General features: G+C 30.7%; 21 protein-coding genes and 1 tRNA gene. 9 read left to right on the top strand and 13 right to left on the bottom strand.

Annotated features, from left to right (window positions below):
• Nucleotides 1-785: 785 nt before the first annotated feature.
• Nucleotides 786-1,358: a hypothetical protein gene (locus tag EGM88_RS11690; RefSeq protein WP_123898473.1), complete on the top strand. Its 573-nt coding sequence runs from the start codon at nt 786-788 to the stop codon at nt 1,356-1,358.
• Nucleotides 1,359-1,911: 553 nt separating this feature from the next.
• Here the strand turns inward: EGM88_RS11690 and EGM88_RS11685 are convergent.
• From EGM88_RS11685 to EGM88_RS11660, 6 genes are all read right to left on the bottom strand, one after another.
• Nucleotides 1,912-2,598: a LysE family translocator gene (locus tag EGM88_RS11685; protein ID WP_123898472.1), complete on the bottom strand. Its 687-nt coding sequence runs from the start codon at nt 2,596-2,598 to the stop codon at nt 1,912-1,914.
• A 102-nt stretch (nt 2,599-2,700) separates the two neighbouring features.
• On the bottom strand, nt 2,701-3,753 hold the full coding sequence (locus EGM88_RS11680; RefSeq protein WP_123898471.1) for a 2Fe-2S iron-sulfur cluster-binding protein: 1,053 nt from the start codon (nt 3,751-3,753) through the stop codon (nt 2,701-2,703).
• A gap of 59 nt (nt 3,754-3,812) precedes the next feature.
• Complete coding sequence (locus EGM88_RS11675; RefSeq protein WP_123898470.1) at nt 3,813-4,250, bottom strand: TPM domain-containing protein; 438 nt, start codon at nt 4,248-4,250, stop codon at nt 3,813-3,815.
• Nucleotides 4,251-4,328: 78 nt separating this feature from the next.
• Nucleotides 4,329-4,928 (bottom strand): LemA family protein, encoded by a 600-nt coding sequence (locus EGM88_RS11670; protein ID WP_123898469.1) that lies wholly within the window; start codon nt 4,926-4,928, stop codon nt 4,329-4,331.
• Nucleotides 4,929-4,939: 11 nt separating this feature from the next.
• The gene (locus EGM88_RS11665; RefSeq protein ID WP_123898468.1) at nt 4,940-5,269 is read right to left on the bottom strand and encodes a MerR family transcriptional regulator; all 330 of its coding nucleotides are present in this window, start codon (nt 5,267-5,269) and stop codon (nt 4,940-4,942) included.
• Nucleotides 5,269-6,240, bottom strand: coding sequence for a M23 family metallopeptidase (locus tag EGM88_RS11660; RefSeq protein ID WP_123898467.1), 972 nt, complete (start codon nt 6,238-6,240; stop codon nt 5,269-5,271). The genes EGM88_RS11665 and EGM88_RS11660 overlap by 1 nt, the downstream gene beginning before the upstream one ends.
• A 123-nt stretch (nt 6,241-6,363) precedes the next feature.
• Here EGM88_RS11660 and alaS point away from each other — a divergent pair, with 123 nt between their 5' ends.
• On the top strand, nt 6,364-8,973 hold the full coding sequence (alaS, locus tag EGM88_RS11655; protein ID WP_123898466.1) for an alanine--tRNA ligase: 2,610 nt from the start codon (nt 6,364-6,366) through the stop codon (nt 8,971-8,973).
• Between the two features lie 83 nt (nt 8,974-9,056).
• Nucleotides 9,057-9,995 (top strand): GSCFA domain-containing protein, encoded by a 939-nt coding sequence (locus EGM88_RS11650; protein ID WP_123898465.1) that lies wholly within the window; start codon nt 9,057-9,059, stop codon nt 9,993-9,995.
• Here EGM88_RS11650 and EGM88_RS11645 read toward each other — a convergent pair.
• The 3 genes from EGM88_RS11645 to EGM88_RS11635 all read right to left on the bottom strand — a co-directional run bounded on the left by EGM88_RS11645 (nt 9,992) and on the right by EGM88_RS11635 (nt 13,720).
• A complete protein-coding gene (locus tag EGM88_RS11645; RefSeq protein WP_123898464.1) occupies nt 9,992-10,303 on the bottom strand; it encodes a rhodanese-like domain-containing protein in 312 nt (103 codons plus the stop codon). The genes EGM88_RS11650 and EGM88_RS11645 overlap by 4 nt on opposite strands.
• Before the next feature lie 159 nt (nt 10,304-10,462).
• Complete coding sequence (locus tag EGM88_RS11640; protein WP_123898463.1) at nt 10,463-12,646, bottom strand: glutamine synthetase III family protein; 2,184 nt, start codon at nt 12,644-12,646, stop codon at nt 10,463-10,465.
• 129 nt (nt 12,647-12,775) lie between these two features.
• On the bottom strand, nt 12,776-13,720 hold the full coding sequence (locus EGM88_RS11635) for a calcium/sodium antiporter (protein ID WP_123898462.1): 945 nt from the start codon (nt 13,718-13,720) through the stop codon (nt 12,776-12,778).
• A 406-nt stretch (nt 13,721-14,126) separates the two neighbouring features.
• Between EGM88_RS11635 and EGM88_RS11630 the strand changes: the two genes are divergently transcribed.
• The 3 genes from EGM88_RS11630 to EGM88_RS11620 all read left to right on the top strand — a co-directional run bounded on the left by EGM88_RS11630 (nt 14,127) and on the right by EGM88_RS11620 (nt 17,229).
• The gene (locus EGM88_RS11630; RefSeq protein WP_123898461.1) at nt 14,127-15,296 is read left to right on the top strand and encodes a type III secretion system chaperone family protein; all 1,170 of its coding nucleotides are present in this window, start codon (nt 14,127-14,129) and stop codon (nt 15,294-15,296) included.
• A 19-nt stretch (nt 15,297-15,315) separates the two neighbouring features.
• Nucleotides 15,316-16,383, top strand: a complete 1,068-nt coding sequence (locus tag EGM88_RS11625; protein WP_123898460.1) for a trypsin-like peptidase domain-containing protein — start codon at nt 15,316-15,318, stop codon at nt 16,381-16,383.
• Between the two features lie 204 nt (nt 16,384-16,587).
• Complete coding sequence (locus EGM88_RS11620) at nt 16,588-17,229, top strand: hypothetical protein (protein ID WP_162497573.1); 642 nt, start codon at nt 16,588-16,590, stop codon at nt 17,227-17,229.
• Between the two features lie 79 nt (nt 17,230-17,308).
• Here the strand turns inward: EGM88_RS11620 and infB are convergent, their stop codons facing one another.
• The 3 genes from infB to rimP all read right to left on the bottom strand — a co-directional run bounded on the left by infB (nt 17,309) and on the right by rimP (nt 21,890).
• The gene (infB, locus tag EGM88_RS11615; protein WP_123898458.1) at nt 17,309-20,110 is read right to left on the bottom strand and encodes a translation initiation factor IF-2; all 2,802 of its coding nucleotides are present in this window, start codon (nt 20,108-20,110) and stop codon (nt 17,309-17,311) included.
• Between the two features lie 63 nt (nt 20,111-20,173).
• A complete protein-coding gene (nusA, locus tag EGM88_RS11610) occupies nt 20,174-21,421 on the bottom strand; it encodes a transcription termination factor NusA (RefSeq protein WP_123898457.1) in 1,248 nt (415 codons plus the stop codon).
• Nucleotides 21,422-21,431: 10 nt separating this feature from the next.
• Nucleotides 21,432-21,890, bottom strand: coding sequence for a ribosome assembly cofactor RimP (gene rimP, locus EGM88_RS11605; protein ID WP_123898456.1), 459 nt, complete (start codon nt 21,888-21,890; stop codon nt 21,432-21,434).
• A gap of 162 nt (nt 21,891-22,052) precedes the next feature.
• Here rimP and EGM88_RS11600 point away from each other — a divergent pair, with 162 nt between their 5' ends.
• The 3 genes from EGM88_RS11600 to EGM88_RS11590 all read left to right on the top strand — a co-directional run bounded on the left by EGM88_RS11600 (nt 22,053) and on the right by EGM88_RS11590 (nt 24,876).
• On the top strand, nt 22,053-22,883 hold the full coding sequence (locus EGM88_RS11600) for a universal stress protein (protein WP_123898455.1): 831 nt from the start codon (nt 22,053-22,055) through the stop codon (nt 22,881-22,883).
• A 96-nt stretch (nt 22,884-22,979) separates the two neighbouring features.
• Nucleotides 22,980-23,810 carry a universal stress protein gene (locus tag EGM88_RS11595; RefSeq protein WP_123898454.1) on the top strand — a complete coding sequence of 277 codons (831 nt, stop codon included), beginning with the start codon at nt 22,980-22,982 and terminating at the stop codon, nt 23,808-23,810.
• 52 nt (nt 23,811-23,862) lie between these two features.
• Nucleotides 23,863-24,876 (top strand): LacI family DNA-binding transcriptional regulator, encoded by a 1,014-nt coding sequence (locus EGM88_RS11590; RefSeq protein ID WP_123898453.1) that lies wholly within the window; start codon nt 23,863-23,865, stop codon nt 24,874-24,876.
• A 135-nt stretch (nt 24,877-25,011) separates the two neighbouring features.
• Here the strand turns inward: EGM88_RS11590 and EGM88_RS11585 are convergent.
• Nucleotides 25,012-25,083, bottom strand: a tRNA-Gln gene (locus tag EGM88_RS11585).
• Between the last annotated feature and the right edge of the window lie 10 nt (nt 25,084-25,093).

The raw sequence follows: 25,093 nt of genomic DNA, 5'->3' as shown, positions 1-25,093 counted from the left end.
TTAGACTCTTTAGACTCTTTAGACTCTTTAGACTCTTTAGACTCTTTAGACTCTTTAGACTCTTTAGACTCTACATAAATTTATGTTAAATTTTAACACTATTCAAGTAAATATTTACTTAATTTTAGGAAATTTTTTCACAGGTTATCAAAATTTTCTTTTCACTTTAGCCAAGTATTAATTGCAATTTTTACGTACAAGGCTACGAAATGCCTGAAAATAATGTTAAACTAAATTTATAATTTATGAGAAAAATAAGTGATTTTAAAGGTTTTACCTTAAATGAAAACTCAAGAAAAGTTATGGGTGGTGCTATGAAGCCAATAAAACTAATGACTTTGACAAGAAGAACAAAAACCTAAAAGATGTGCACCATGATAATGATGATGACGGAGAATGGTCATGTGGAGATACTTATACTGTTTATAAATTAGATCCTAAAAAATAACCTATTATGAAAAAACTAAGTTTAAAAGATTTTAGAAAAAACAAGTTAAACCTAATTAATATTTTAGGTTGAAATGTAGAACCCATTAGGTATCGCAAGTACAATGCTACCGGTTCTGGAAAAATATCAGGCAGAAGTTATTCCTCTGATTTACATATAGACACAAATAGAGATGGTGTGAACGATGCGGCTATATTTTATAACGAGTGTGAAGAGGATAGAGGGGGAATTACTGAATAAAAAGAATTTTTGTTGAATGTTGTGCATTTTATGTTTCATTTATTGATTTTAATGTATGAAAATCCACAACGTTTACAATTTACTTAAATCTATTCACATGAAGGTTTTGATAATTGTTCTTATTATATCTGTTAATTTTGTTGTATCGTCACAAGAAAAAATAATACTTAGTAAAGCTGTTTTAAATGATTTGACAATATTATATGAAAATGATCAGAAATATAGATTAAAGCTTTCTCCAATTGGTATAGACTCCTTATCATTTTTCGAAGTTGATAGTTTATCGATTGACGATAAAATTAACAAAATGAATGAGCTGTTTATAAAGAATAGAAAAAACTCTTTTATTTATAAAAATAACGTTGATAGTTTATGGAATCTTCAACATCAAATTGATGTTCAAAATTCACAAAAACTTTTTAAAATTATTAATAAGTATGGATATTTAAATCAAGAGAATTCTAACTGCCACATCCCTCTATATATTATTTTGATGCATACGCCCGCACAATATAAAAAAAGGACGTTGAAATTAGTAGAGCAAGAATATGAAAAAGGTAGAATTAATCATTTCAATTATCTAAATATTATTTGGCATTTAAATGACAGAAATGGTTTGCCATTTGAATATGAAGTTGTAAAGGAAAATGATTCTGTTAATAAGCAGTGAATATGACACTACAACTAATATTGTAGCTAATTGGTTGGTCAAACTTAAAGTTAAGTTTAAACGCTTAAACTTTGAAAACCAGCATAACTTAAATTGGTTTTTGATTAATAATAAAGAATCTTGCTTAAAAATTAATGGATTTGACTTTTCAAATGTAAAGGTTGTTTGGCACAGAAGAGGTAGGTTAAGGCATGTTCCAGTATCCTTAAATAATGCGGGGAATCTTTACAACTAGCTTAAAAAAGAAGAAGACAGTTTAATAAAATCGATTGAAAATTATTTAAGAAACAATGTCAATTACGTCGGTTCTTTTTTAAAAGAGGTAGAAAATTTTAAATTACAACATTTGTTTAGTGCAAAAAAATCTGGATTAAAAATTCCAAATTCTTTAGTCACTACCTCAAAAAAAGAATTAGTAAAATTTAAAAACCATCACGATTCCATTATAACTGAAGATTTAAGATTGATAGAGCGTTTTTTTTATCAGTTTAAGGAAATTGTCAAAAGATAAACTTTTTTTAATCAAACAATAAAAGAACCTTACTAGTTTTTTTTAACGGCTATCCGATTCATCCACCTTCCCTTCAATTACACTATCAATTTTCTGCATAGTCTTATCAGAAAACAAACCTTGAACCGCTAAAAAAAGGCCAAATATCATCAACGCGACTCCCATACCTCTTTTAATCTTTCGAATAACAAGAGGTGTTAACTTGTTTTTTAATTGTTTAGCAAGTAAAATTTTAAGTAAATCGGTAATAAAATAAGACCCTAAAACTGCGGCAAAATAGGTAAAAATACGGGCATCATTCATTTCTAATTGTGGACTTACTACAACAATCATTCCCAACCAAAAAGCCAATACTCCAATATTTATGAAGTTCAACAAAAACCCTTTTAGTAATAATCCAAAGTAATTATTCTTTTCTACCACAACAAGGTCATCATCTGTAATAATAGGCTTTCTACGCTTAAAAAAAATTAACAAACCGTAAACAAATAATATACCACCTCCTAATAAGAACAACCTAGGATCATCCTTTATTTTTTCCAACAAAGTACGGCTTCCAAAATATGAAAAGTATAAAAATATAACATCTGCAATAATTACCCCTATATCAAATACTAATGCTGCTCTAAAGCCTTTCGTTGCACTAGTTTCTAGAAGCACAAAAAATACTGGGCCTATCATAAACGCAAGACCTACTCCTATTGGTATGGCATTTATGATATCATTCATATTTAAAAAAATGGCTTAGCATTAGTTTTAGGTTATTTTAGTCTACATAAAAAACAACAGAAGTAAGTGCTTATTTTTATTTTCTTATTATTTATATTTCAATTATACATCATCATAATCAATACTTATGGTAGGCGTTGTAGGATGTGCTTGACAAGTTAAAATAAGACCTTCTTCTATTTCATTGTCGGTTAAAATAGAATTTTTATCCATCACAGCTCTTCCTTCTGTAATTTTTGCCAAACAAGTACTACAAATACCTCCTTGACAAGAGTAAGGAGCGTCTAAACCATTTTTTAAAGCAACTTCTAAAATTGTTTTGCCTCTATCCATTTCAAAAGCATGTTCTTCGTCATCTAACAACACGTTTACCTTTGTTTTTCCATCTATATCAGCATCACCAACCTTATCATCCACATCCGTAGAAAACAACTCAAAATGGATATTTTTCTCCTCAACATTTTTCTCCAGTAAATTCTCTTTGATTAGATTTATCATAGGCTCAGGCCCACATAAAAAGTAATCATTAAACTGTATATCTTTACACTTATTATTTAATATAAAGTTTAGTACAGACGTATCAATTCTTCCAAAAAGTGTACCAACTTCTTCAAATTGACTATATACATAATATACAGAAAAATTTGCTGAATTGTCTTGCACTAAAGTATCAATTTCTGATTTAAACATAACATCAGTTACAGACTTATTTCCATAAACTAACACAAAATGACTTTCTTTTTCTGTTTCTAATACAGATTTTATCATTGACAGAATAGGTGTAATACCACTTCCAGCTACAAAAGCTAAGTAATTTTTACTGTGCTTACTATTAGGCATCAAATTAAAACGTCCTTCAGGTCTTGAAACTTCTAATTCATCTCCAACCTTTAATTCATTAACAGCATATTTAGAAAAATAACCATTTTCAGCTGATTTTACACCAACTTTTATACGATTACTTTGAAGTGAAGAACAAATAGAATAAGCACGCCTAAGCTCATTACCATCTAATACTTTTTTAATAGTTACATATTGCCCAGGAATAAATTTGTATTTGTCTTGTAAGTCTTGAGGTATATTAAAAACTATAGATACAGAATCTTTAGTTTCTTTTTGAATCTCTTTGATAGAGAGCTTATAAAATGTTGACATTTATTACTTTTTTATGAGCAACAAAGTTAATAAAAGCTCTGAAGAAAATCGAATAATTGCTAACTTAAAGATATAGAATCTGGTAGTTCATTTTTATCATCATCTTGGTACGGAAAGTAGTGTTTCAGTTTGAGGCCAGTTTCTAAGATTCCTTGTTTTAAACCATCTGCATAATTGCCTTTTTTAAATTCACTGATTACAGTATCTTTAACACTATTCCAAAAATTATCAGGAACTACATTGTCAATTCCTTGATCTCCTAAAACAGAGAATTTTTTATCATCAACGGCTACATAAAAAAGCACTCCATTTTGCTGTGCTGTTTCATTCATTTTTAAATAATGAAATACTTCTCTAGCTCTTTCAAGAGGTTCTTTATCTGTAGTTTTTTCTAAATGTACTCTTATTTCTCCTGAAGTATTTTGCTCTGCCAAACGGATAGCCTCAACAATTTCTTGTTCTTGAGTTTTTGTTAAAAAATCTTCTACTTTAGACATAATTAAACATTAATATAGCACAGAGCTAAATAAGACAACTATTAATTAATTTACAACTTTAAATATACATTTAACCGTCTATTTAAAGTCAAAATCAACATCTGGAGCATTTTCTGAACCTGCATCAGCTGCGTATCTATTCATTTCATCGAAATTAAATATTCCTGCTAAAACGGAATTTGGAAATGTTTTAATATGTATGTTATAAACGTTTACTGCTTCGTTGAATCGATCTCTAGCAACATTTATTCTATTTTCGGTACCCTCCAATTGACTCTGTAATTCTAAAAAGTTCTGATTGGCTTTTAACTCAGGATAACGCTCTACCACAACCATTAATTTACTTAAGGCTCCTGTTAAACCACTTTGGGCTTGTTGAAATTTTGCCATGTTTTCAGGAGTTAAATCTCCAGCATTAATAGTTGTTTTGGTAGCTTCTGCCCTAGCTTGAATTACACCTTCTAAAGTACTTTTTTCAAAATCTGCAGCTCCTTGAACCGTTTTTACCAAATTCCCAATTAAATCATTTCTGCGTTGATAAGCACTTTCAACGTTAGACCATGTTGTCTTGGCATTTTCTTGATGTACCACTGCGGTGTTATTAAAGCCAACAGCCCAACGGTAAAAAGCAAATGCAATTACTACAAGTATTATTACAGGAATTAACCATTTTTTCATTTTATAAATTTTTAGAGTTGATTTTTTATTTTTATAAGCTCTCCTTTTACGGCCTCTAGTTTTGCAATGATATCAAAATTATCTTTGATTTCATCTGGTTTGGCCTTTAATTTTTGACGAGCTCCTTCTAATGTAAACCCTCTTTCCTTAACCAAATGATAAATCATTTGAAGGTTTTTTACATCTTCAGGGGTAAACATTCTATTGCCTTTGTTATTTTTTTTAGGTTTTAGAATATCAAATTCCTTATCCCAAAAACGAATCAAAGACGCGTTTACATTAAAAGCTTTCGCTACTTCGCCAATTTTATAATATCTTTTATCTGGTAAGTTTATATTCATTAGTCAAACGATTGTCCTTCTTGTGCAGCCATTTTTAACATTTCTTCAAACTCATCAGGCGTTAAGTTTCCATAATAAAAATTAATAGGATTTATTGCTTTACCATTTTTATGCACTTCATAGTGTAAATGCGGACCTGATGATCTTCCTGTGTTTCCTACAAAACCAATTAAATCTCCTCGCTTTACTTTCTGCCCTTTTTTTACATTGTATTTGCTTAAATGTGCATAAATTGTTTTATATCCATAACCATGATCTATTTCTATATGATTACCAAAACCTGATGCCCTATTATCTGCTCTATATACAACTCCATTTCCAGAAGCATAAACTGGTGTACCTGTAGGGGCTGTAAAGTCCATACCTTTATGCATTTTTCTTGCCTTAGTAAATGGATCTGAACGCCATCCGTAACCTGATGCCATTCTCGTTAAGTCTTCATTATTTACCGGTTGAATTGCTGGTATAGATGCTAATAGCTTCTCTTTATCTTCAGCTAAACTGATAATTTCATCTAAAGATTTTGATTGGATATACAATTGTTTAGACAACACATCCATCTTTCTAGTAACATCAATAATCATTTCTGAATTTTCAAAACCTTCTAATGATTTATACCTATTCACACCTCCAAAACCAGCTTTTCTTTGCTCTTCTGGAATTGGGTTTGCCTCAAAATATAAACGATAAATATCGTTATCTCTCTGCTGAATACCATCTAAAACAGTCTCTATTTGAGCCATTTTTTTATCCAACAAGCCATAACGTAATTTCAAATTTTCTAACTCTCGCTTCTGAGCTTTTTCTTTAGGAGACTCCACAAATTGAAAAGAAATAAACATAAAAATTAGGCCAAAAGAAACTGCTCCTAAAAAAAACACTAAGAATCTTTTAAACTTATCCCGTTTTCGTAATACTACTTTTTTATAAGATAAAGTATCAGAATCGTAATAATATTTTACTTTAGCCATAGATTAAAATATGCTATTTTTGTATCGTTTAAAATACAATTTTCTATTGTATAACAAACAAAAATACAAAATGTTTTGCAAAGTAAAAGAACTTAATTTTTTTTAGTTTATAACCAATACCATATGACTTCTCAAAAAATCAGACAACAATTTTTAGATTTTTTTAAAAACAAACAGCATAAAATAGTGGCTTCAGCTCCTTTAGTTTTAAAAAACGACCCTACATTAATGTTTAATAATGCGGGTATGGTTCAGTTTAAAGAATATTTTTTAGGACAAAAAGCCATAAAAGATAAACGCATTGCTGATACTCAAAAATGCTTACGAGTATCTGGAAAACACAACGACCTTGAAGAAGTTGGTATTGACACATATCACCATACTTTATTTGAAATGCTTGGCAATTGGAGCTTCGGTGATTATTTTAAAGAAGAAGCCATTGCCTGGGCATGGGAATTGCTTACTGAGGTTTACAAAATTGACAAAAACAATTTATATGTTACTGTTTTTGAAGGAGATAAAGAAGATAATTTAGACTTCGATCAAGAGGCCTACGATTTTTGGAAAAAACACATTAGTGAAGACAGAATTATCAATGGAAATAAAAAAGATAACTTTTGGGAAATGGGAGCTCAAGGTCCTTGTGGTCCATGCTCAGAAATTCATGTTGATTTAAGGTCTGAAGAAGAAAAAATAAAAATTCCAGGTAAAGACTTAATAAATAAAGACCATCCACAGGTTGTAGAAATATGGAATTTAGTCTTTATGCAATACAACAGGAAAGCAAATGGTTCATTGGAAGATTTATCTGCAAAGCACATTGATACCGGAATGGGTTTTGAAAGACTATGTATGGCACTACAAGGTGTAACTTCTAATTATGATACCGATGTTTTCACACCTTTAATTAGAGAAGTAGAAACTATTACAAATAGTAGTTATGGTAAAAATAACGAAACTGATGTTGCTATTAGAGTTATTGTAGACCATGTACGAGCAGTAGCATTTTCTATTGCAGACGGACAACTGCCTAGTAATACAGGTGCTGGATATGTAATTAGAAGAATTTTACGTAGAGCTATTCGCTATGGATTTACATTTTTAAACCAAAAAGAAGCTTTTATTTATAAATTAACTAAAACATTGGTCAAGCAAATGGGCGATGTTTTTCCTGAATTAAAAAATCAAGAGACATTGGTTGAAACCGTCATTAAAGAAGAAGAAAACTCTTTTTTAAGAACTCTTGATCAAGGACTACTACTATTAGATATAATTATAGAAAATGCCGAAAACAAGCACATTTCAGGTTCAAAAGCATTTGAACTTTATGACACCTATGGATTCCCTTTTGACTTAACCCAACTTATTGCTAAAGAAAAAGGTTATACCGTTAATGAGCAAGGCTTTACTGACGAAATGAAAAAACAAAAAGATCGATCAAAGGCCGCATCTGCTGTGGAAACCTCTGATTGGACTATTTTAATTGAGGATGACGAAGAGGAATTTATTGGCTACGACACGTTAAGTGCCAATGTAAAACTAACTAGATATCGTAAAGTAACCACCAAAAAAGATGGTGAAATGTATCAGCTAGTATTTAATATGACTCCTTTTTATCCCGAAGGTGGCGGGCAAGTTGGAGATAAAGGCCATATAGAAATGAGTAATGGTGATATTATTTATATCCTTGACACAAAAAAAGAGAATAACTTAATTGTTCATTACACGAAAAACTTACCAAAAAACACATCAGAAGTTTTAAATGTGGTTGTAAATGAAGAACAACGCAAGTTATCAGCAAGCAATCACACGGCAACACATTTATTACATCAAGCTTTACGAAAAGTGTTAGGAGACCATGTTGAACAAAAAGGTTCTTTAGTAAAACCAAAATCGTTAAGGTTTGATTTTTCTCATTTTTCAAAAGTGGAACCTGAACAGTTACAAGAAATAGAAGATTTTGTTAATGCTCGTATTCGTGAAAACTTACCATTGATTGAAAAAAGAAATATCCCTATTCAAGAAGCCTTAAACGAAGGAGCAATGGCGTTATTTGGTGAAAAATATGGCGATAGCGTGAGAGCTATCCGCTTTGGTAAATCTATTGAATTATGTGGAGGAACTCATGTGTCTCATACAGGAGAAATATGGCACTTTAAAATTATATCAGAAAGTGCAAGTGCTGCTGGCATACGTCGTATTGAAGCTATTACCAATACAGCTGTAGGTTATTATTTTGAAAATATTGACAAAGATTACCAAGCAATAAAACAGACCTTAAAAAATTCAAAGAATCCTGTTAAAGCAATTGAACAATTACAACAAGAAAACAACAACTTAAAAAAACAAATTGAACAACTTTTAAAAGACAAAGCTTCAAATCTTAAAAACGAATTAAAACATAAAGTTGAAGAAATTAACGGTATAAACTTTATAAGTGCAGAAATTAATTTAGATGCTAATAGTATTAAAGATTTGGCTTTTCAACTTGGAGGAGAAATTGACAATTTATTTTTTATTGCTGGATCAAATAATGGAGGAAAAGCAATTTTAACAATATATATATCAAAAAATATAACTAATGACAAATTGCACGCTGGAACTATTGTAAGAGAACTTGGAAAATTAATTCAAGGTGGTGGAGGCGGACAACCTTTCTTTGCTACAGCTGGAGGTAAAAACCCAAATGGCATTAAAGAAGCATTGACAAAAGCAAAGGAGTTTATTGTGTAACCAACTTTATCAGTTCTACTTGTATTGGATTTTGAGAACTGCTAAACAAAGTACATAATTATTGTTAATTATATTAGTAATCCATGAAACTCAAAACTGAAATACCTATAAAAAGACAAGCTTACCCAATAACATATGATAGCAATATCATTTTACTAGGTTCTTGTTTTTCTGATAATATAGGCCAGCAATTGGATTATTATAAATTTGACACATTAGCAAATCCTAATGGTATTATATTTAATCCTATTTCAATTGAAAACGTTATAAAAGATGTGATTCAAAAGAAAAAATACACCAAAGAGGATTTAACTTTTTATGATGGACTGTGGCACAGTTTTAATCACCATTCAAAATTTTCTAGTTCTACCCCTGAATTGGAAGAAAAAAATAAAAATGCCGCTAACTTTTATAAGGTATTAAAAAAAGCTACACACATTTTTATTACTTTAGGTACAGCTTGGGTTTATAGGTATTTAAAGACAAATTTAGTGGTAGCAAATTGTCATAAAATTCCACAAAAAGAATTTAAAAAAGAATTACTTACTATAGACGAAATTAAAAATAGTTTAGCTTCTGTTCTTGAATTGGTTAGTTCTGTAAATTCAAATGTTTCTATTACTTTTACAGTAAGTCCGGTAAGACATCTTAAAGATGGTTTTGTTGAAAATCAATTAAGCAAAGCTCATTTATTAGCAGCCATTCACAGCACTATAAATTCTCATTCAAGCAATTATTTTCCTGCTTATGAAATAATGATGGACGATTTACGCGATTATCGATTCTATAATGATGACATGCTACACCCAAACAAAATGGCTATAAAATACATATGGGAAAAATTTACAAGAGCTTTTATAGACGAAAACACTATAAAAATAATGTCTGAAATTAATAAACTTCAAAAAGATATGACCCATAGACCTATACACCCTAAAAGTGAAAGTCACAAAACATTTAGAAGAGCTCTAGATAAAAAAATTGAAAATTTCAGAAAAAAATATCCTGAAGTAAACTTTTAAGAATTTACGTGTTTAGCTACATTTTGCCAAGGCCCACCATTAATACAATCGATACCATGTCCCTTTAAAATACTTTCAGCAGAACCACTTCTGGCACCACTTCTACAACAAGTAATTACAGGCTTATTAAATGCTTTTATCTTATCAATATGGTTAGGAATTGTATCTAATACAATATTTTTTGAACCTTCAACATGACCTTCATTAAATTCAGCAACAGTTCTAACATCAATAACAACTGCTCCTTTTTCAAGGTATTCTACTATCTCATTACTATTATTAGATCCAAATAAATTAAAAAATCCCATTTTTATTTTTTTACGTTTTAAGTCTGCAAATGTAAGAATAAAATTGTTTTATTAACTGTAACAGATGTTACCTTTAACTATTCTAAGAATATTTTATAAAATTAAAAAAAATCCCGCTCAAAATTGAGCGGGATTTCCAGTAATCAATAATAAATTAAATTATCTTGTAAATAACATTTCCCTATACTTAGTTAAAGTCCAAAGCTCATCATCAATCATAATTTCTAACTTATCGCAGTGATATCTTATTTCATCAAAATAAGGTTTTACTTTATTACAGTAAGCTTCTGCTGCTTTTTGACCTTCTAATTTATTTGCTTTTTTACGCTCTTCAACCATTGCATTAATTTTTGAATTGATTTCAGCTATGTGTAAAGAAATTTCTTTAACCAACTCAATTTGCTCATGTGCAATTTCTCTATAATCTTGCTCAAAAATTTCCTTAAGACCTTTTACATTTTTAATCAATGTATTTTGATATCGAACAGCAGTAGGTATTACATGATTTCTAGCAATATCACCAAGCACTCTACCTTCAATTTGAATTCTTTTTGTATATTCTTCTAGTTCTATCTCATGTCTAGCTTCAATCTCAACTGCTGTCATTACTTCCATTTCCTCATAAAGGTCAATCGCTTTCTTAGAAATTTGAGCTTTTAAAGCCTCTGGAGTAGTTTTATTATTACTTAAACCTCTTTTTTTAGCTTCTTTAGTCCACTCTTCTCCATAACCATTACCTTCAAATAATACTGGCTTAGATGCTTTAATATATTCTCTTAACACATTAAAAATAGCTTCATCTTTCTTTAAATCTTTCTTCTTAATAAGAGCATCAACTTCAATTTTAAATTCTTTTAGTTGTTTTGCAACTATAGTATTTAAAACAGTCATAGGCACTGCACAGTTGGCTGTAGAACCTACTGCTCTAAACTCAAATTTATTTCCTGTAAAAGCGAAAGGAGAAGTTCTGTTTCTATCTGTATTATCTAATAAAACATCTGGAATTTTTCCTACTACATTTAACTTAAGATCTGTTTTTTCTTTTGGAGAAAGTTTTCCGTTAGTAACACTTTCTAACTCATTAAGCACTGCAGTTAATTGCTCTCCAATAAATACAGAAATAATTGCTGGTGGAGCTTCATTAGCTCCTAATCTATGATCGTTACTTGCAGATGCAATAGCTGCTCTTAACAACTCTTCATTTTCATAAACAGCTTTTATCGTATTAATAAAGAAAGTTAAAAATTGTAAGTTACTCATTGGTGTTTTTCCTGGACCTAATAAATTAACACCAGTATCAGTTGATAAAGACCAATTATTATGTTTACCTGAACCATTTACACCTGCAAAAGGTTTTTCATGCAATAAAACTTTTAAATTGTGACGAGAAGCTACTCTTCCCATAACATCCATCAACAATGAGTTGTGATCAACCGCTAGATTAGCTTCTTCAAATATAGGTGCCAATTCAAATTGATTTGGAGCCACCTCGTTATGACGAGTTTTTACAGGAATACCTAATAACATACACTCAACTTCCAAATCACGCATATAATTTATCGCTCTGCTTGGAATAGATCCAAAATAATGATCATCTAATTGTTGTCCTTTAGCAGGAGAATGACCTAACAAAGTTCTACCGGTTAATTGAATATCAGGTCTTGAATTTGCTAAAGACTTATCTATTAAAAAGTACTCTTGTTCCCATCCTAAAGAAGCACTTACTTTTTTTACATTTTTATCAAAATATTTACAAACAGCAGTTGCAGCTTTATCAACAGCCGTTAATGCACGCAATAAAGGTGTTTTATTATCCAATGCTTCACCTGTATAAGAAACAAAAATGGTTGGAATACATAAGGTTGTTCCATAAATAAAGGCTGGAGAAGTTGGATCCCATGCTGTATAACCTCTAGCTTCAAAAGTATTTCTTATTCCTCCATTTGGAAAACTAGAAGCATCCGGTTCTTGTTGTACTAATTGAGCACCTTCAAACTTTTCAATAGCCATTCCATTTCCAATAGTTTCAAAAAAAGCATCATGTTTTTCTGCAGTTGCACCAGTTAATGGTTGAAACCAGTGTGTATAGTGTGTCACATTTTTAGACAATGCCCAATCTTTCATTGCAGCAGCTACTTGACCAGCAATTTTACGGTCTATTTTAGTACCATGTTCAATTGCACTCATCACTCCTTGATAAGCCTCTTTGGTCAAATATTGACGCATTGTATTTCCATTGAATACATTTTTTCCAAACAAATTGGAACGTCTATCATATTCATCAACCTCAACTGGTTTTCTGTTTAAAGCTTCTTTTAAAGCATTGAATCTTATTTGTGCCATTTTTTTTAATTAAATTTTTATTTTATGCTTCAAAGGTAAAAAAATAATCAACACAAATGATAACACCCCTTCATTTTAAGGGACCAAACGCTCCTTTTTATTATATACGCAAAATAAACCCCTATTTTTTTAAGATGTTTTAAAAGAAAGATAAATAAAAATAACGTATGCTGATAAAAGTAACAGACCTTTATAACGTGAAATTTCTAATTTTTTTGGTAAAAAAACTAATGGAAACAATACAAATGCTATGGCAAGCATCCAAAAAATATCATTTGACAATATTTGTGGCTCTGTAAGAGGGATTGGCTTAACAATTGCTGTTAATCCAAGAACGGAACCTATATTAAAAATATTGGATCCAATTAAATTCCCTAAAGAGATGGCCTTCTCTTGTCGTACTACTGCTATAATTGAAGCTGCTAACTCAGGAACACTTGTGCCTATAGCTATTACTGTAACTCCAATTACGGCTTCACTTACTCCAATAGAAACAGCAATTTCTTTTGCTCCAACCACCAACCATTCACTTCCAAAATACAGAGCAACAGCACCTATCAATAACCAAGCTAATATTTTTAAGTTTGAAACTACGGCTAAACTCTCATCTACCTCTTCGACTTCAACATCATTTTTTGCACTTTTAATCAACACTATTAAAAATAAAATAAGACCAACAAACAGTATTATTCCTTCAAAAACCGACAACAAGCTGTCATTTTGTAAAAAGTAATACAATAACAAAGAAAAAACCATCATTATTGGCCAATTTATTCTATAAAAAGACTTATCAACACCAATAACTCCAATGGTAGCTGTAACACCAAGTACCAATCCTATATTGGCAATATTAGAACCTACCACATTATTTATGGCAATAGCTGGAGATCCAGACAAAGCTGCTTGTACACTTACTAAAAGTTCAGGAGCAGAAGTAGCAAAAGAGACAACAGTCATCCCAATTACCATTTTTGATATATTAAACTTAAAGGAAAGTGCAACAGAAGATCTAACTAAAAACTCACCACCAATTACCAAAAGTATTAATCCTGCTATTAAATAAACTACACTCATAAATTTAATTTTTGGCAAATATAGTGTTTGATTTGAATTGTATATTAAAAATTATTAATTGGTCTAACATTATTTTGTTACTAATATGAAAATCTCAATAATTATAAAATTAATACTAAAAAAGTCCTTAAATCTGTACAAATAGACCCAAATCATCTCATGACTGACATTGTCAACACAAACAATAGTTTTGAAGTGACGCAAGAATAAACATACTAAAAATACAATTTTTAAAACCATCTCTTTTTTAAAAAAGAGATGGTTTTTTTCTTTGACCCCAATTTACAGGGGGATACAATTTAACTAAATTGGGTTTAAGAATACTTTTTTAAACAATCCATCTTTGTATCAAATAAATAATAAAACATCTCGTTAACAAATTAACATTTAAATAACCTATCAAATTATGAACAACGTACTTCCTAAATTTAAGCGTCCATTGAAGGACTCTAACGACCCTAAAACAAATGTTTCTTACTGGGACAAAGCTTTGGATGCCTTTGATGAAAAACAGTATAAAAACGCTTTAATTCACACCTTAAATTATATGAACAGCACTTTGTTAGAAGGTGTTGATACCAATGGCAATTTTTCCATTGAAAGAGGGCAAGGTTCTGCTTTAATCCTTTTAGAAGTAACTGATAATGAGTTTAAAATTAAAGCTCCCTTTTTAAAAATTACGGAGAGTACAAATAAAATAGCCTTATTAAGAAAAGTTGGAGAAGTAAACTTTAGCCCACTTACGCTGGCACAAATACATTTAAAAGACGATACATTGTGGTTTGGTTATAATATGCCATTAAGCTTATGTCAACCTTATAAAGTTTATGATGTTTTACGTGATGTATGCGTTTATGCTGATGATTATGATGACGAGTTTGTTGAAAAATATAAAGCAGCCTTTTACCAAGATCCTAAAACAACTCCTCTAACAGCAGAAAATCAGGAAAAAGCATGGAGTCAAATAGAAGATATTTTAACGGACTACCAAAATTATAGTGCATTCTTTAAAGAAAAAAGATGGGACAACTTTCAATGGGACATTATTGTAATCTCTATTTTAAAACTGTCTAACATGCCTTATGTTCACGGATCACTAAGAACGAAACTGCAAGAATATGTTAACAACATGTTTAACGGTGATATTGATTTTCAATTTAGAATTGATAAGGGTACAAATTTCATGAAAAAGCTATGTAAAATGTCAAAAGAAGAATACCTAAAGAACATTTACAATGCAGATGCTTTAGTTTCGTTGAAATGGCGTAGTTCAACTGAAATTGTTCAAGATAACATGAAGAATAGAGAAAACATCGTCAATAAATACGTTAAGGATAATGACAATTTTTCACTTTGCTATTACCTTCAATTTTCATTCTTGCATTTGGTTTACAGTTATAATTTAGAAGAAGATCAACTTAATGCAATTTACGACGTTCTAGAATCAGTATCTGGTCTAGACCCTGTTAAGGCGGCTCCAAAATTATTAGACACATATACTGGCTTGCTAAATGGAACGGCAACACCGGTCAGAAAAAAAGTTAAAAAAGGACTTTTCTCCAAACTATTCAGTTAACATAAAAAAGATAGAAATTATGCAAAATATAGAAAAATCAATATATAAAATAATCACAGGCTCTGGCATAGGTAGTGGATTTACAATTTCTGGAAACAATCATATTATAACTAATTATCATGTAATAGAAGGTAATAAGTCTGTAGCCGTAGAAGATTACAAAAAAGACCGATATGTTGCCAAAGTGGTTATGGTAAATCGAGATGTAGACCTTGCCTTCTTACATATAGATGGATACGAAAACAAAGAGGTTGGTATTACCTTAAATGAAGGTATAGAAATTACAAATACCCAGAAAATATATATTCATGGATATCCTTTTGGTATGCCTTATACTGTAACTGAAGGTATAGTATCTTCTGTAAGTCAGCCCATAGGCAACAGACATTTTATCCAAACAGATGCTGCCGTAAATCCAGGAAATTCAGGTGGCCCAATGTTAAATGAAGCCGGTAACTTAATAGGAGTAACTACTTCTAAATTTACAGATGCAGATAATGTTGGATTTGGTATTAAGCATTTGGATTTAATAAAAGAAATAAATGATTTTGTTAGTACTGATATTGCGTATCATGTAAAATGTAACTCCTGTGATACCTATACTACTGAAGAAAGCGAATTTTGTGTAAATTGTGGTAGTGATATTGACATCTCATTATTTGAAGAATTTGAAAAATCACATTTTGCCAATTTTGTAGAATCTACCTTAGTAGAATTAGGTATGGACCCTGTATTAGGTAGAGCGGGCAGAGATTTCTGGGAGTTCCACCAAGGAAGTGCTCAAATAAGAATTTTTGTTTATAATAGAAATTACTTATTTGCGACTTCTCCATTAAATAAATTACCAAAACAAAACCTACAAGAACTAATGGATTATTTGTTAACAGATAATGTATCACCATACTCTTTAGGAATTTATAATAACACTATATTTATATCGTATCGTACGCATTTATCAGATATTTACTCAGATCATGCAGATGAAATCAAAGAAAATATTAAAAATTTAGCTTTAAAAGCAGATGACTTGGATGACTTCTTCGTTGACAACTATGGTTGTGAAATGTCTATTGCCGCAAAAGTTTAATTTTAATTTTATTAAGTAAAATTTTAAAATGCTCTCAAGAAATTGAGGGCATTTTCTGGTTAACATTAAATCTATTTTAAATCACCCCTATATTCTGGGGCTCAATATTAGCCAAATTCAGTTAAAATTAGAATATTAATTATTACATCTTTGTACTGTAATAATCCATTAATCATATTTAACAAAATTAGAATTATGAAAACAATGAAACACATATTATTTATTGCAATTTGTACACTTTCTTTAATAAGTTGCGGACGAGAAATTCCAACTGATTTTGATTACGGAAAAGTTGAGAAAAATACTTATACAAATGATTTTTTTGGACTAACCATGAAAATTCCAGAAGGATGGCATGTACAAAACCAAGAAACTCAAAAGATATTGCAAAACGAAGGTGCTAATGCTGTTGGTGGTGAAAAGCTTGCAAAAGCCATAAAAGCTACAGAAATTACATCAGCTAATTTATTGATGGCTTCTCAATTTGATCTCGAAACTTATAATAATCCAGAGGTTATGAATTCAAATTTCTCTTTAGTAGCTGAAAATTTAGGAATATCTGCTGTTACTATAAATGACGGAAATGCTTATTTGGAAGCGAGTAAAAAACAGTTTAAAAATAATAATATCCCCATTGAAATTAAAGGCGATACTAAAACTATGGATGTAGACGGAAAAACATTTCACTATTTTGACGGTATCTTAACCATGCAAGGTCAAAAAATAAAACAACGTTATATGGCTACTATAAATAATGGTTTTAGCTTGTTATATGTAGCTACTTATGGTAGTGAAGACCAGCTTGAAAAGTTAATGGAAATATTAAACACAGCGAAATTCAAATAAAAGAACAGCCTAATTAAAATAAAAATCCGTCTCAAAAATTTGAGACGGATTTTTTATAAGTATAAAGATTACGCTTTATTTATTTCAACTTCTTTTTAACAGCTACTTCTTGATATGCTTCAATAACATCTAATTCTTTAATATCATTAAAGTTTTTAATTTGCATACCACAATCATAACCTTTTGCGACCTCTTTAACATCATCTTTAAAACGTTTTAAAGAAGCTAATTCACCATCAAAAATTACTACACCATCTCTAATAATTCTAATTTTAGAATTTCTGTATACTTTACCATCAGTAACCATACAACCAGCAATAGTACCTACTTTAGAAATTTTATAGGTTTCCCTAATTTCAGCATTACCAGTAATTTCTTCAACCATTTCAGGAGACAACATTCCTTCCATAGCATCTTTTATTTCATCTATTACTTTATAAATAATAGAATAATTTCTGATATCTATTTCTTCTTTATCAGCTAAAGCACGTGCATTTCCAGATGGTCTAACATTAAATCCAATAATAATAGCATCAGAAGCTGAAGCCAATAATACATCTGATTCAGTAATTGCACCTACCCCTTTATGTATTATGTTAACTTGAATTTCTTCTGTTGATAATTTTTGTAATGAATCAGTTAATGCTTCTACAGAACCATCCACATCACCTTTAAGAATAATATTTAGCTCTTTAAAGTCTCCTAAAGCAATTCTTCGACCAATTTCATCTAATGTAATATGACGTTGAGTTCTAACAGATTGCTCACGTTGCAATTGATCTCTCTTGGCTGCAATTTGTTTTGCTTCACGCTCATCATCAAATACTCTAAATTTATCACCTGCTTGTGGAGCTCCATCCAATCCTAATATTGAAACTGGAGTTGACGGCCCCGCTTTTTTAAGTGGATTTCCACGCTCATCGTGCATCGCTTTAACCTTTCCACTGTGTTTCCCTGCTAAGATATAATCACCAATCTTTAATGTACCTGCTTCAACCAAAATAGTTGAAACATATCCTTTACCTTTATCTAATAAAGCTTCAACAACAGTACCTAAAGCATTTTTATTTGGATTTGCTTTCAACTCTAACAATTCGGCTTCAAGCATTACTTTTTCCAATAAATCATCTACTCCTGTACCAACTTTAGCCGAAATATCGTGAGACTGAACTTTTCCACCCCAATCTTCAACTAAAATATTCATTTGAGCTAATTCTTCTTTTACTTTATCAGGATTAGCTGTAGGTTTATCTATTTTATTAATTGCAAATACAATAGGAACTCCTGCTGCTTGAGCATGACTAATAGCTTCTTTAGTTTGAGGCATTATAGAATCATCTGCCGCAATAACAATAATAACAATATCGGTCACTTGAGCACCACGAGCACGCATTGCTGTAAATGCTTCGTGACCAGGTGTATCTAAAAATGTTATTTTTTGTTTATTTGCTAATGTTACACTATATGCACCAATATGTTGCGTAATTCCACCTGATTCCCCTCCAATAACATTTGCTTTTCTTATATAATCAAGTAAAGATGTTTTACCATGATCTACGTGCCCCATTACAGTAACTATAGGTGCTCTTGGTTCTAAATCTTCTTCCTTATCTTCAGACAACTCAATAGCTTCTTCAACTTCTGCATCAACAAACTCTACTTCATAACCAAATTCTTCTGCAACAATTGTAAGTGTCTCTGCATCTAATCGCTGATTCATGGTTACCATCATTCCTAAAGACATACATGCTGAAATAATTTCAGTAACTGAAATATTCATCATTGTGGCCATTTCACTTGCGGTTACAAACTCAGTAGCTTTTAAAACTTTACTTTCAGCTTCTTGTTTTTCTAAATCAGCTTCTGTTTGTTGACGGTGAATATCACGTTTTTCTCTACGATACTTAGCCCCTTTTCCTTTTTTAGATTTACCTTGAAGTTTTTCTAAGGTTTCTCTAATTTGTTTTTGTACATCTTCCTCTGAAGGTTCTTCTTTTACGATATTTTTTCTACCTCTACCTTTACCAGAAGATTTAAATCCACCACCACCTGCACGTGAACCTGCACCTGCTACAGGTTTATTAATTCTTTTCCGTTTTCTTCTACTTGAATCTCCAGAAGATTTTTTGGTTGTTGAATCTTTATCTTTTTTCTCTGTTTTCTTTTTAGGTTTTTCAAATTGTTTTAGATCAATTTTTTCACCAACTTGTTTAGGTCCAGATAATTTTTGATATTTTGTTTCTATTTTTTGAGGTTCTGCTGGCTTAACAACTTCCTCTTTTGGCTCAATAACCTTTTCTACTTTCTTTTCTACTTTTTCTTCAGTTTTCTTTTTAGGCTTTTTGACTCCACTTATCTTATCAACATCTATTTTACCTACTTGTTTAATTCCAGAGAGCTTTTCTCTTTTAATTACTACGGGCTCTGATTCTTTTACAACTTCTTTTTTAACTTCAGGCTCTGGTTTTGTTTCTGTTTTAGGTTTAACCTTTTCCTTATCCTCTTCTTTAACAACTTTTTTACCTTCAATATCTATTTTACCAACAGTTTTAATACCTGCCAATCTTTCAGATTCAGTTCTAAAAATTTCTTTTTTAGCCTCTTGTTGTAAACGTTTTTTCTCTTGCTCTTCTTCTTGAGCTAATCGCAATGCTTCTTTTTCTTTACGTTTTTCTTCTCCAACTTCTTTAGAAGCAACTTTCTTACTTTTATCAGTTTGAAACTCGTCTAGCAGCACAGCATAAACCTCATTAGAAATTTTGGTTGTAGGCCTTGCTTCGACTTCAAGTCCTTTACTTGCAAGGTGTTCTACCGCCCTATCTAGTGAGATATTTAATTCTCTTAAAACTTTATTAAGTCTCAATGTTTTACTACCTGCCATACAATTGTTTAAATTACTACTTTACTTTTATTTTCTTAAACCATCTATTGAAGTATAAAAATATTAATCTTCAAATTCTTCTCTTAATATTTTTTGAACGTCAATTATAGTTTCTTCTTCTAAATCTGTTCTTTTTACCAGCTCATTAACATCTAATTCTAATACGCTTCTCGCTGTATCTAACCCAATATTTTTAAACTCAGCGATTATCCAAGCTTCTATTTCATCAGAAAATTCTGTTAACTCTACATCCTCATCTGCAATACCCTCTCGCTGCACATCTAACTCATAACCAGTTAATTGACTCGCTAAACGAATGTTTACACCACCTTTACCAATAGCTTTAGAAACTTGGTCAGGCATTAAAAACACATCAACTCTTGGTTTCTCACCTTCTACAGCTTCTTTAATTTCCATAGAAGTTACTTTCGCTGGACTTAGTGCTCTTGCAATAAATATTTGATCGTTTTTAGTATAATTAATTACATCAATATTTTCATTTCCTAATTCACGTACTATACCGTGAATACGAGACCCTTTCATACCAACACAAGCTCCTACTGGATCAATTCTATCATCATAAGAATCAACTGCTACTTTTGCTTTTTCACCCGGTATTCTCGCTACACGTTCAATGGTAATTAAACCATCAAATACCTCTGGAATTTCTTGTTCAAATAATTTTACTAAAAATTCTGGAGCTGTTCTAGACATAATAATCGTAGGTTTATTACCACGTAATTCAACCGACTTTATAATACCACGAACAGATTCTCCTTTTCTAAAATAATCTGATCTAATTTGTTCACTTTTAGGTAAAATTATCTCATTACCTTCATCATCTAGCAAAATTACAGCATTATGTCTAATATGATGAACTTCTGCACTATAAATTTCACCTTCTAATTCTTTAAATTGCTTAAATACATTTGTATTATCATGTTCATGAATTTTAGAAATTAGATTTTGACGCAATGCTAAAATCGCTCTTCTACCTAAATCTTCTAATTTTACCTCTTCAGATACATCTTCACCAACTTCAAAATCAGGCTCAATCTTTCGAGCATCTGATAAGGATATTTCTTCATTAGGTTCTTCAACTTCACCATCATTAACCACTACTCTATTTCTCCATATCTCTAAATCACCTTTATCAGGGTTTATAATAATATCAAAATTATCATCAGAACCATATTTTCTTTTTAAGGCAGCTCTAAATACATCCTCCAGTATCGCCATAAGCGTAACTCTATCAATACTCTTATCATCTTTAAATTCAGAAAAAGACTCTATTAATGCGATGTTTTCCATCCTCTTTCAATTAAAATTTTAATTTCACTTTTGCTTGTTCTATACTCTCATACTCTAGGGTTGCTGTTTTTACAACGGTTATTTTACCTTTACCAATAGGTTTGGGCTCTCTAACTTTCCATTCTAAAACAATCCCTGTATCATTAATCTCTAAAAGTTTACCTTCAAATTTATCTGTTTTTGTTTTAACTTTTAAAGTTTTACCTAAGTTTTTATTAAACTGTCTGTTATTAACTATAGGTTCTGACAATCCTGGCGAAGATACTTCTAGAGAAAAATCAGTAGTTTCTCTATCTAAATTATGTTCAATCTTTCTACTAATTCTAATACATTCTTTTATTGAAACACCTTCATCACCATCAACAATTACATTTATTCTATTATCTGGCGAGATTTTTAAATCTATTAAAAACAATTTAGGGTTCTCTTGAATTGCTTCGTCGACTAATTTTTCTACTTTTGCTCTCACTTTTTTGATATAAAAAGAGGGGACTTTTCGTCCCCTCCATTCCAAAATTTCTTTGTTTTCGTGTGCAAATATATAAATTCTATCTTAGAATGACAAGAATCATTGTTTTTTATCGTTATAAAACTGTAACTTTAAGCTAAACATATTAAAAAATTCATTATTATGAAAAAAATACTAGTTCCTATCGATTTTTCTGACGAAGCAATTAATGCTTGTAAAGCCGCTGCTTCTATTGCAAAAAAAACTGGTAGTGAAATTATTCTATTGCATATGCTAGACATACCTACAGATGCCATTGACCCTTTAGAATCTGATATTTCTAGAGGTGGTGGACAAACAATTCTTTTTATGAAAGGCATAAAACGCAGATTTGAAAAATTAAAACAGGAACCTTTTTTTGAAGGAATTAAATTAACAGAAAACGTAAAATTTCACAAAGCTTTTGAAGGGGTTATTGAAGAAAGTAAAAGTAACAATGTTGATTTAATTGTAATGGGCTCTCAAGGAGCTACAGGATTAAAAGAAATGTTAGTAGGCTCTAACACAGAAAAAGTTGTTAGACAATCACACATACCCGTTTTAGTCATTAAACAAGAGGTTGAAAATTTTGAAATTAATGATATGATTTTTGCATCTGATTTTAGTGAAAATAGCAAAAAGAACTTTCAAAATGTAATTGATTTTGCTAATATTTTTAATGCAAAATTACATTTACTTTTTGTTAACACTACTCGTAATTTTGAACCTACAGAAGTCACAAATGCCAAACTCAAAGATTTTGTAAGTGGTTTTGACTTAAAAAATTACACATTAAATACTTATAATGATGTAACTATTGAAGAAGGTATATTAAATTATGGAAAAAAAATAAATGCAGATATTATTGCAATTAATACACACGGAAGAAGTGGTTTATCTCAGCTATTTAACGAAAGCATTAGCAAGGAATTAGCAAACCATGCTCTGAGACCCGTAATTACTTTTAAAATTTAAAAAACTTTATTTAAAATCACTAAAGCTCTTTTATTCTAAAAGAGCTTTTTTTATTTAGAAAAATTGATTAGTTTAGAGCAATGAAATTTACCCTTTATGAAAACAATACTTGTACCAATTGATTTTTCTGACGAAGCAAAATATGCGTGCAAAGTCGCTGCTTCTATTGCAAAAAAAACCAACAGCGAAATTATTTTATTGCACATGCTAGACATTCCATCTGCATCAGTAGATCCAATGGTTGCTGGTAACTTAAGCGGAGGAGGTCAAACCATATTTTACATGAAAACCATTCATAAAAAGTTTAAAGACTTTAAGTCTCTCCCTTTTTTTGATGGATTAAAGGTTACCGATTCTGTAATTTTCAAGAAAGCTTTTGAAGGGGTTATTGAAGAAAGTAGCAAAAATAATGTAGGACTGATAGTTATGGGCTCTCAAGGGGCTACTGGTATAAAAGAAATGTTGGTAGGGTCAAATACAGAAAAAGTTGTTAGACAATCTGATATTCCTGTATTAGTAATAAAACAAGACATTGATAATTTTAACATCAAAAACATGATTTTTGCCTCAGATTTTGGCGAGAACAGTAAAAAACACTTCCAAAAAGTAATTGATTTTGCCAACCTTTTTGAAGCTAAAATCCATTTTCTTTACATAAATACCATCCATAATTTCGAACCCACTAGAGATTCTAAGAAAAAACTTAATGATTTTATCTCTGACTTTAATATTGATAATTATACAGTTAACATCTATAATGACACCAGCATAGAAGAAGGTATTTTAAATTATGGTAAAGAAATAAATGCAGACGTTATTGCAATAAACACGCATGGTAGAAGTGGCTTATCTCAACTTTTTAACGAAAGCATAAGCAAAGAACTAGCAAATCATGCTCTAAGACCAGTAGTTACATTTAAAATTTAACCCCATTTTCCTTTTGATAGAAGGATAAAAATTAATAAGATCCATCTCATTTATGAGCAATCCTATCACCTTAAAGCAGTTAGCAAAAGAGCTTAATTTATCTATTTCAACTGTATCAAAAGCTTTAAAAGATAGTTATGAAATCAATGAAAACACCATTGCAAGAGTACAAGCTTTAGCAAAAAAATACAATTACCGCCCAAATAGAATGGCATTGAGTCTGAAAAACAATCAGACAAAAACCATTGGTGTTATTATTCCTAATATTTTAAATTATTTTTTCTCTAAAGTACTATTAGGTATAGAAGATGAAGCGAATAAAAATGGATATCAAATAATAATTTGCCTATCAAATAATAAATATAAAAAAGAATTACAAAGTTTAGAACTTCTTAGCGACGGTAGTGTAGATGGTTTTATACTTTCTATTGCTAGAGAAACACAACGAGACAAACATCATAGCCACTTTAAAAAAATTATTGACGACGATTACCCTATCGTAATGTTTGACCGTGTTTCAGATAATGTAGCTTGTGACAAAGTAGTTATCGATGATTTTGAGGCCACTTTTAATGCCACAAATTATTTACTAAACAAAGGTAGAAAAAAAATAGTACTCATAAGTACTGTTAGCAATTTAGGTATTGGAAAAGAGCGTGCTAACGGTTATAAGGAAGCCTTAAAAAAGAATTCGAAATATAAAAACAAAGCTATTATAATACCCATCACAGATAAATCAAAATACGACAGCATCATTGACAAATTATTTGAAGACCATAAAGACGTTGATGGTATTTTAACAACCAATAATGTTTCTGCCGTTACTGCTTTAAGAATAGCTCAACAAAAAGGATTACACATACCTAAGGATTTATCTTTAATAGGTTTTTCTGATGATACTATATCGCGATTGTCGAACCCAAAACTAACTACGATAGACCAAAATGCCTTTGAAATTGGTAAAAAAGCAGTGAGCACACTCATATCTCGATTAACTTCAAAAACTAAGACCGAATACAAAACCAAGGTTGTTAAAACCGATTTATTAGTTAGAGAGACTACTTAAACTTCAACAAAACAAATCTAGCTCTATACCTGACCTTTTCTTAAAGCTCAGCAATACACTGTAAATTAATCCAATTATCATTTTTTAAAATATAAAATGCCCCTCTTTTTGAGAGGGGCATTTTAATCAAATCTGTTGGCCCACAAGGACTCGAACCTTGAATGTCGGTACCAAAAACCGGTGTGTTGCCAATTACACCATGGGCCAATACTATTTT

It is taken from the genome of Aureibaculum marinum, assembly GCF_003813905.1.
GTDB lineage: Bacteria > Bacteroidota > Bacteroidia > Flavobacteriales > Flavobacteriaceae > Aureibaculum > Aureibaculum marinum.
The sequence above is the reverse complement of the archived record's forward strand: the minus strand, read 5'-3'. Positions and strand labels throughout refer to the sequence as shown.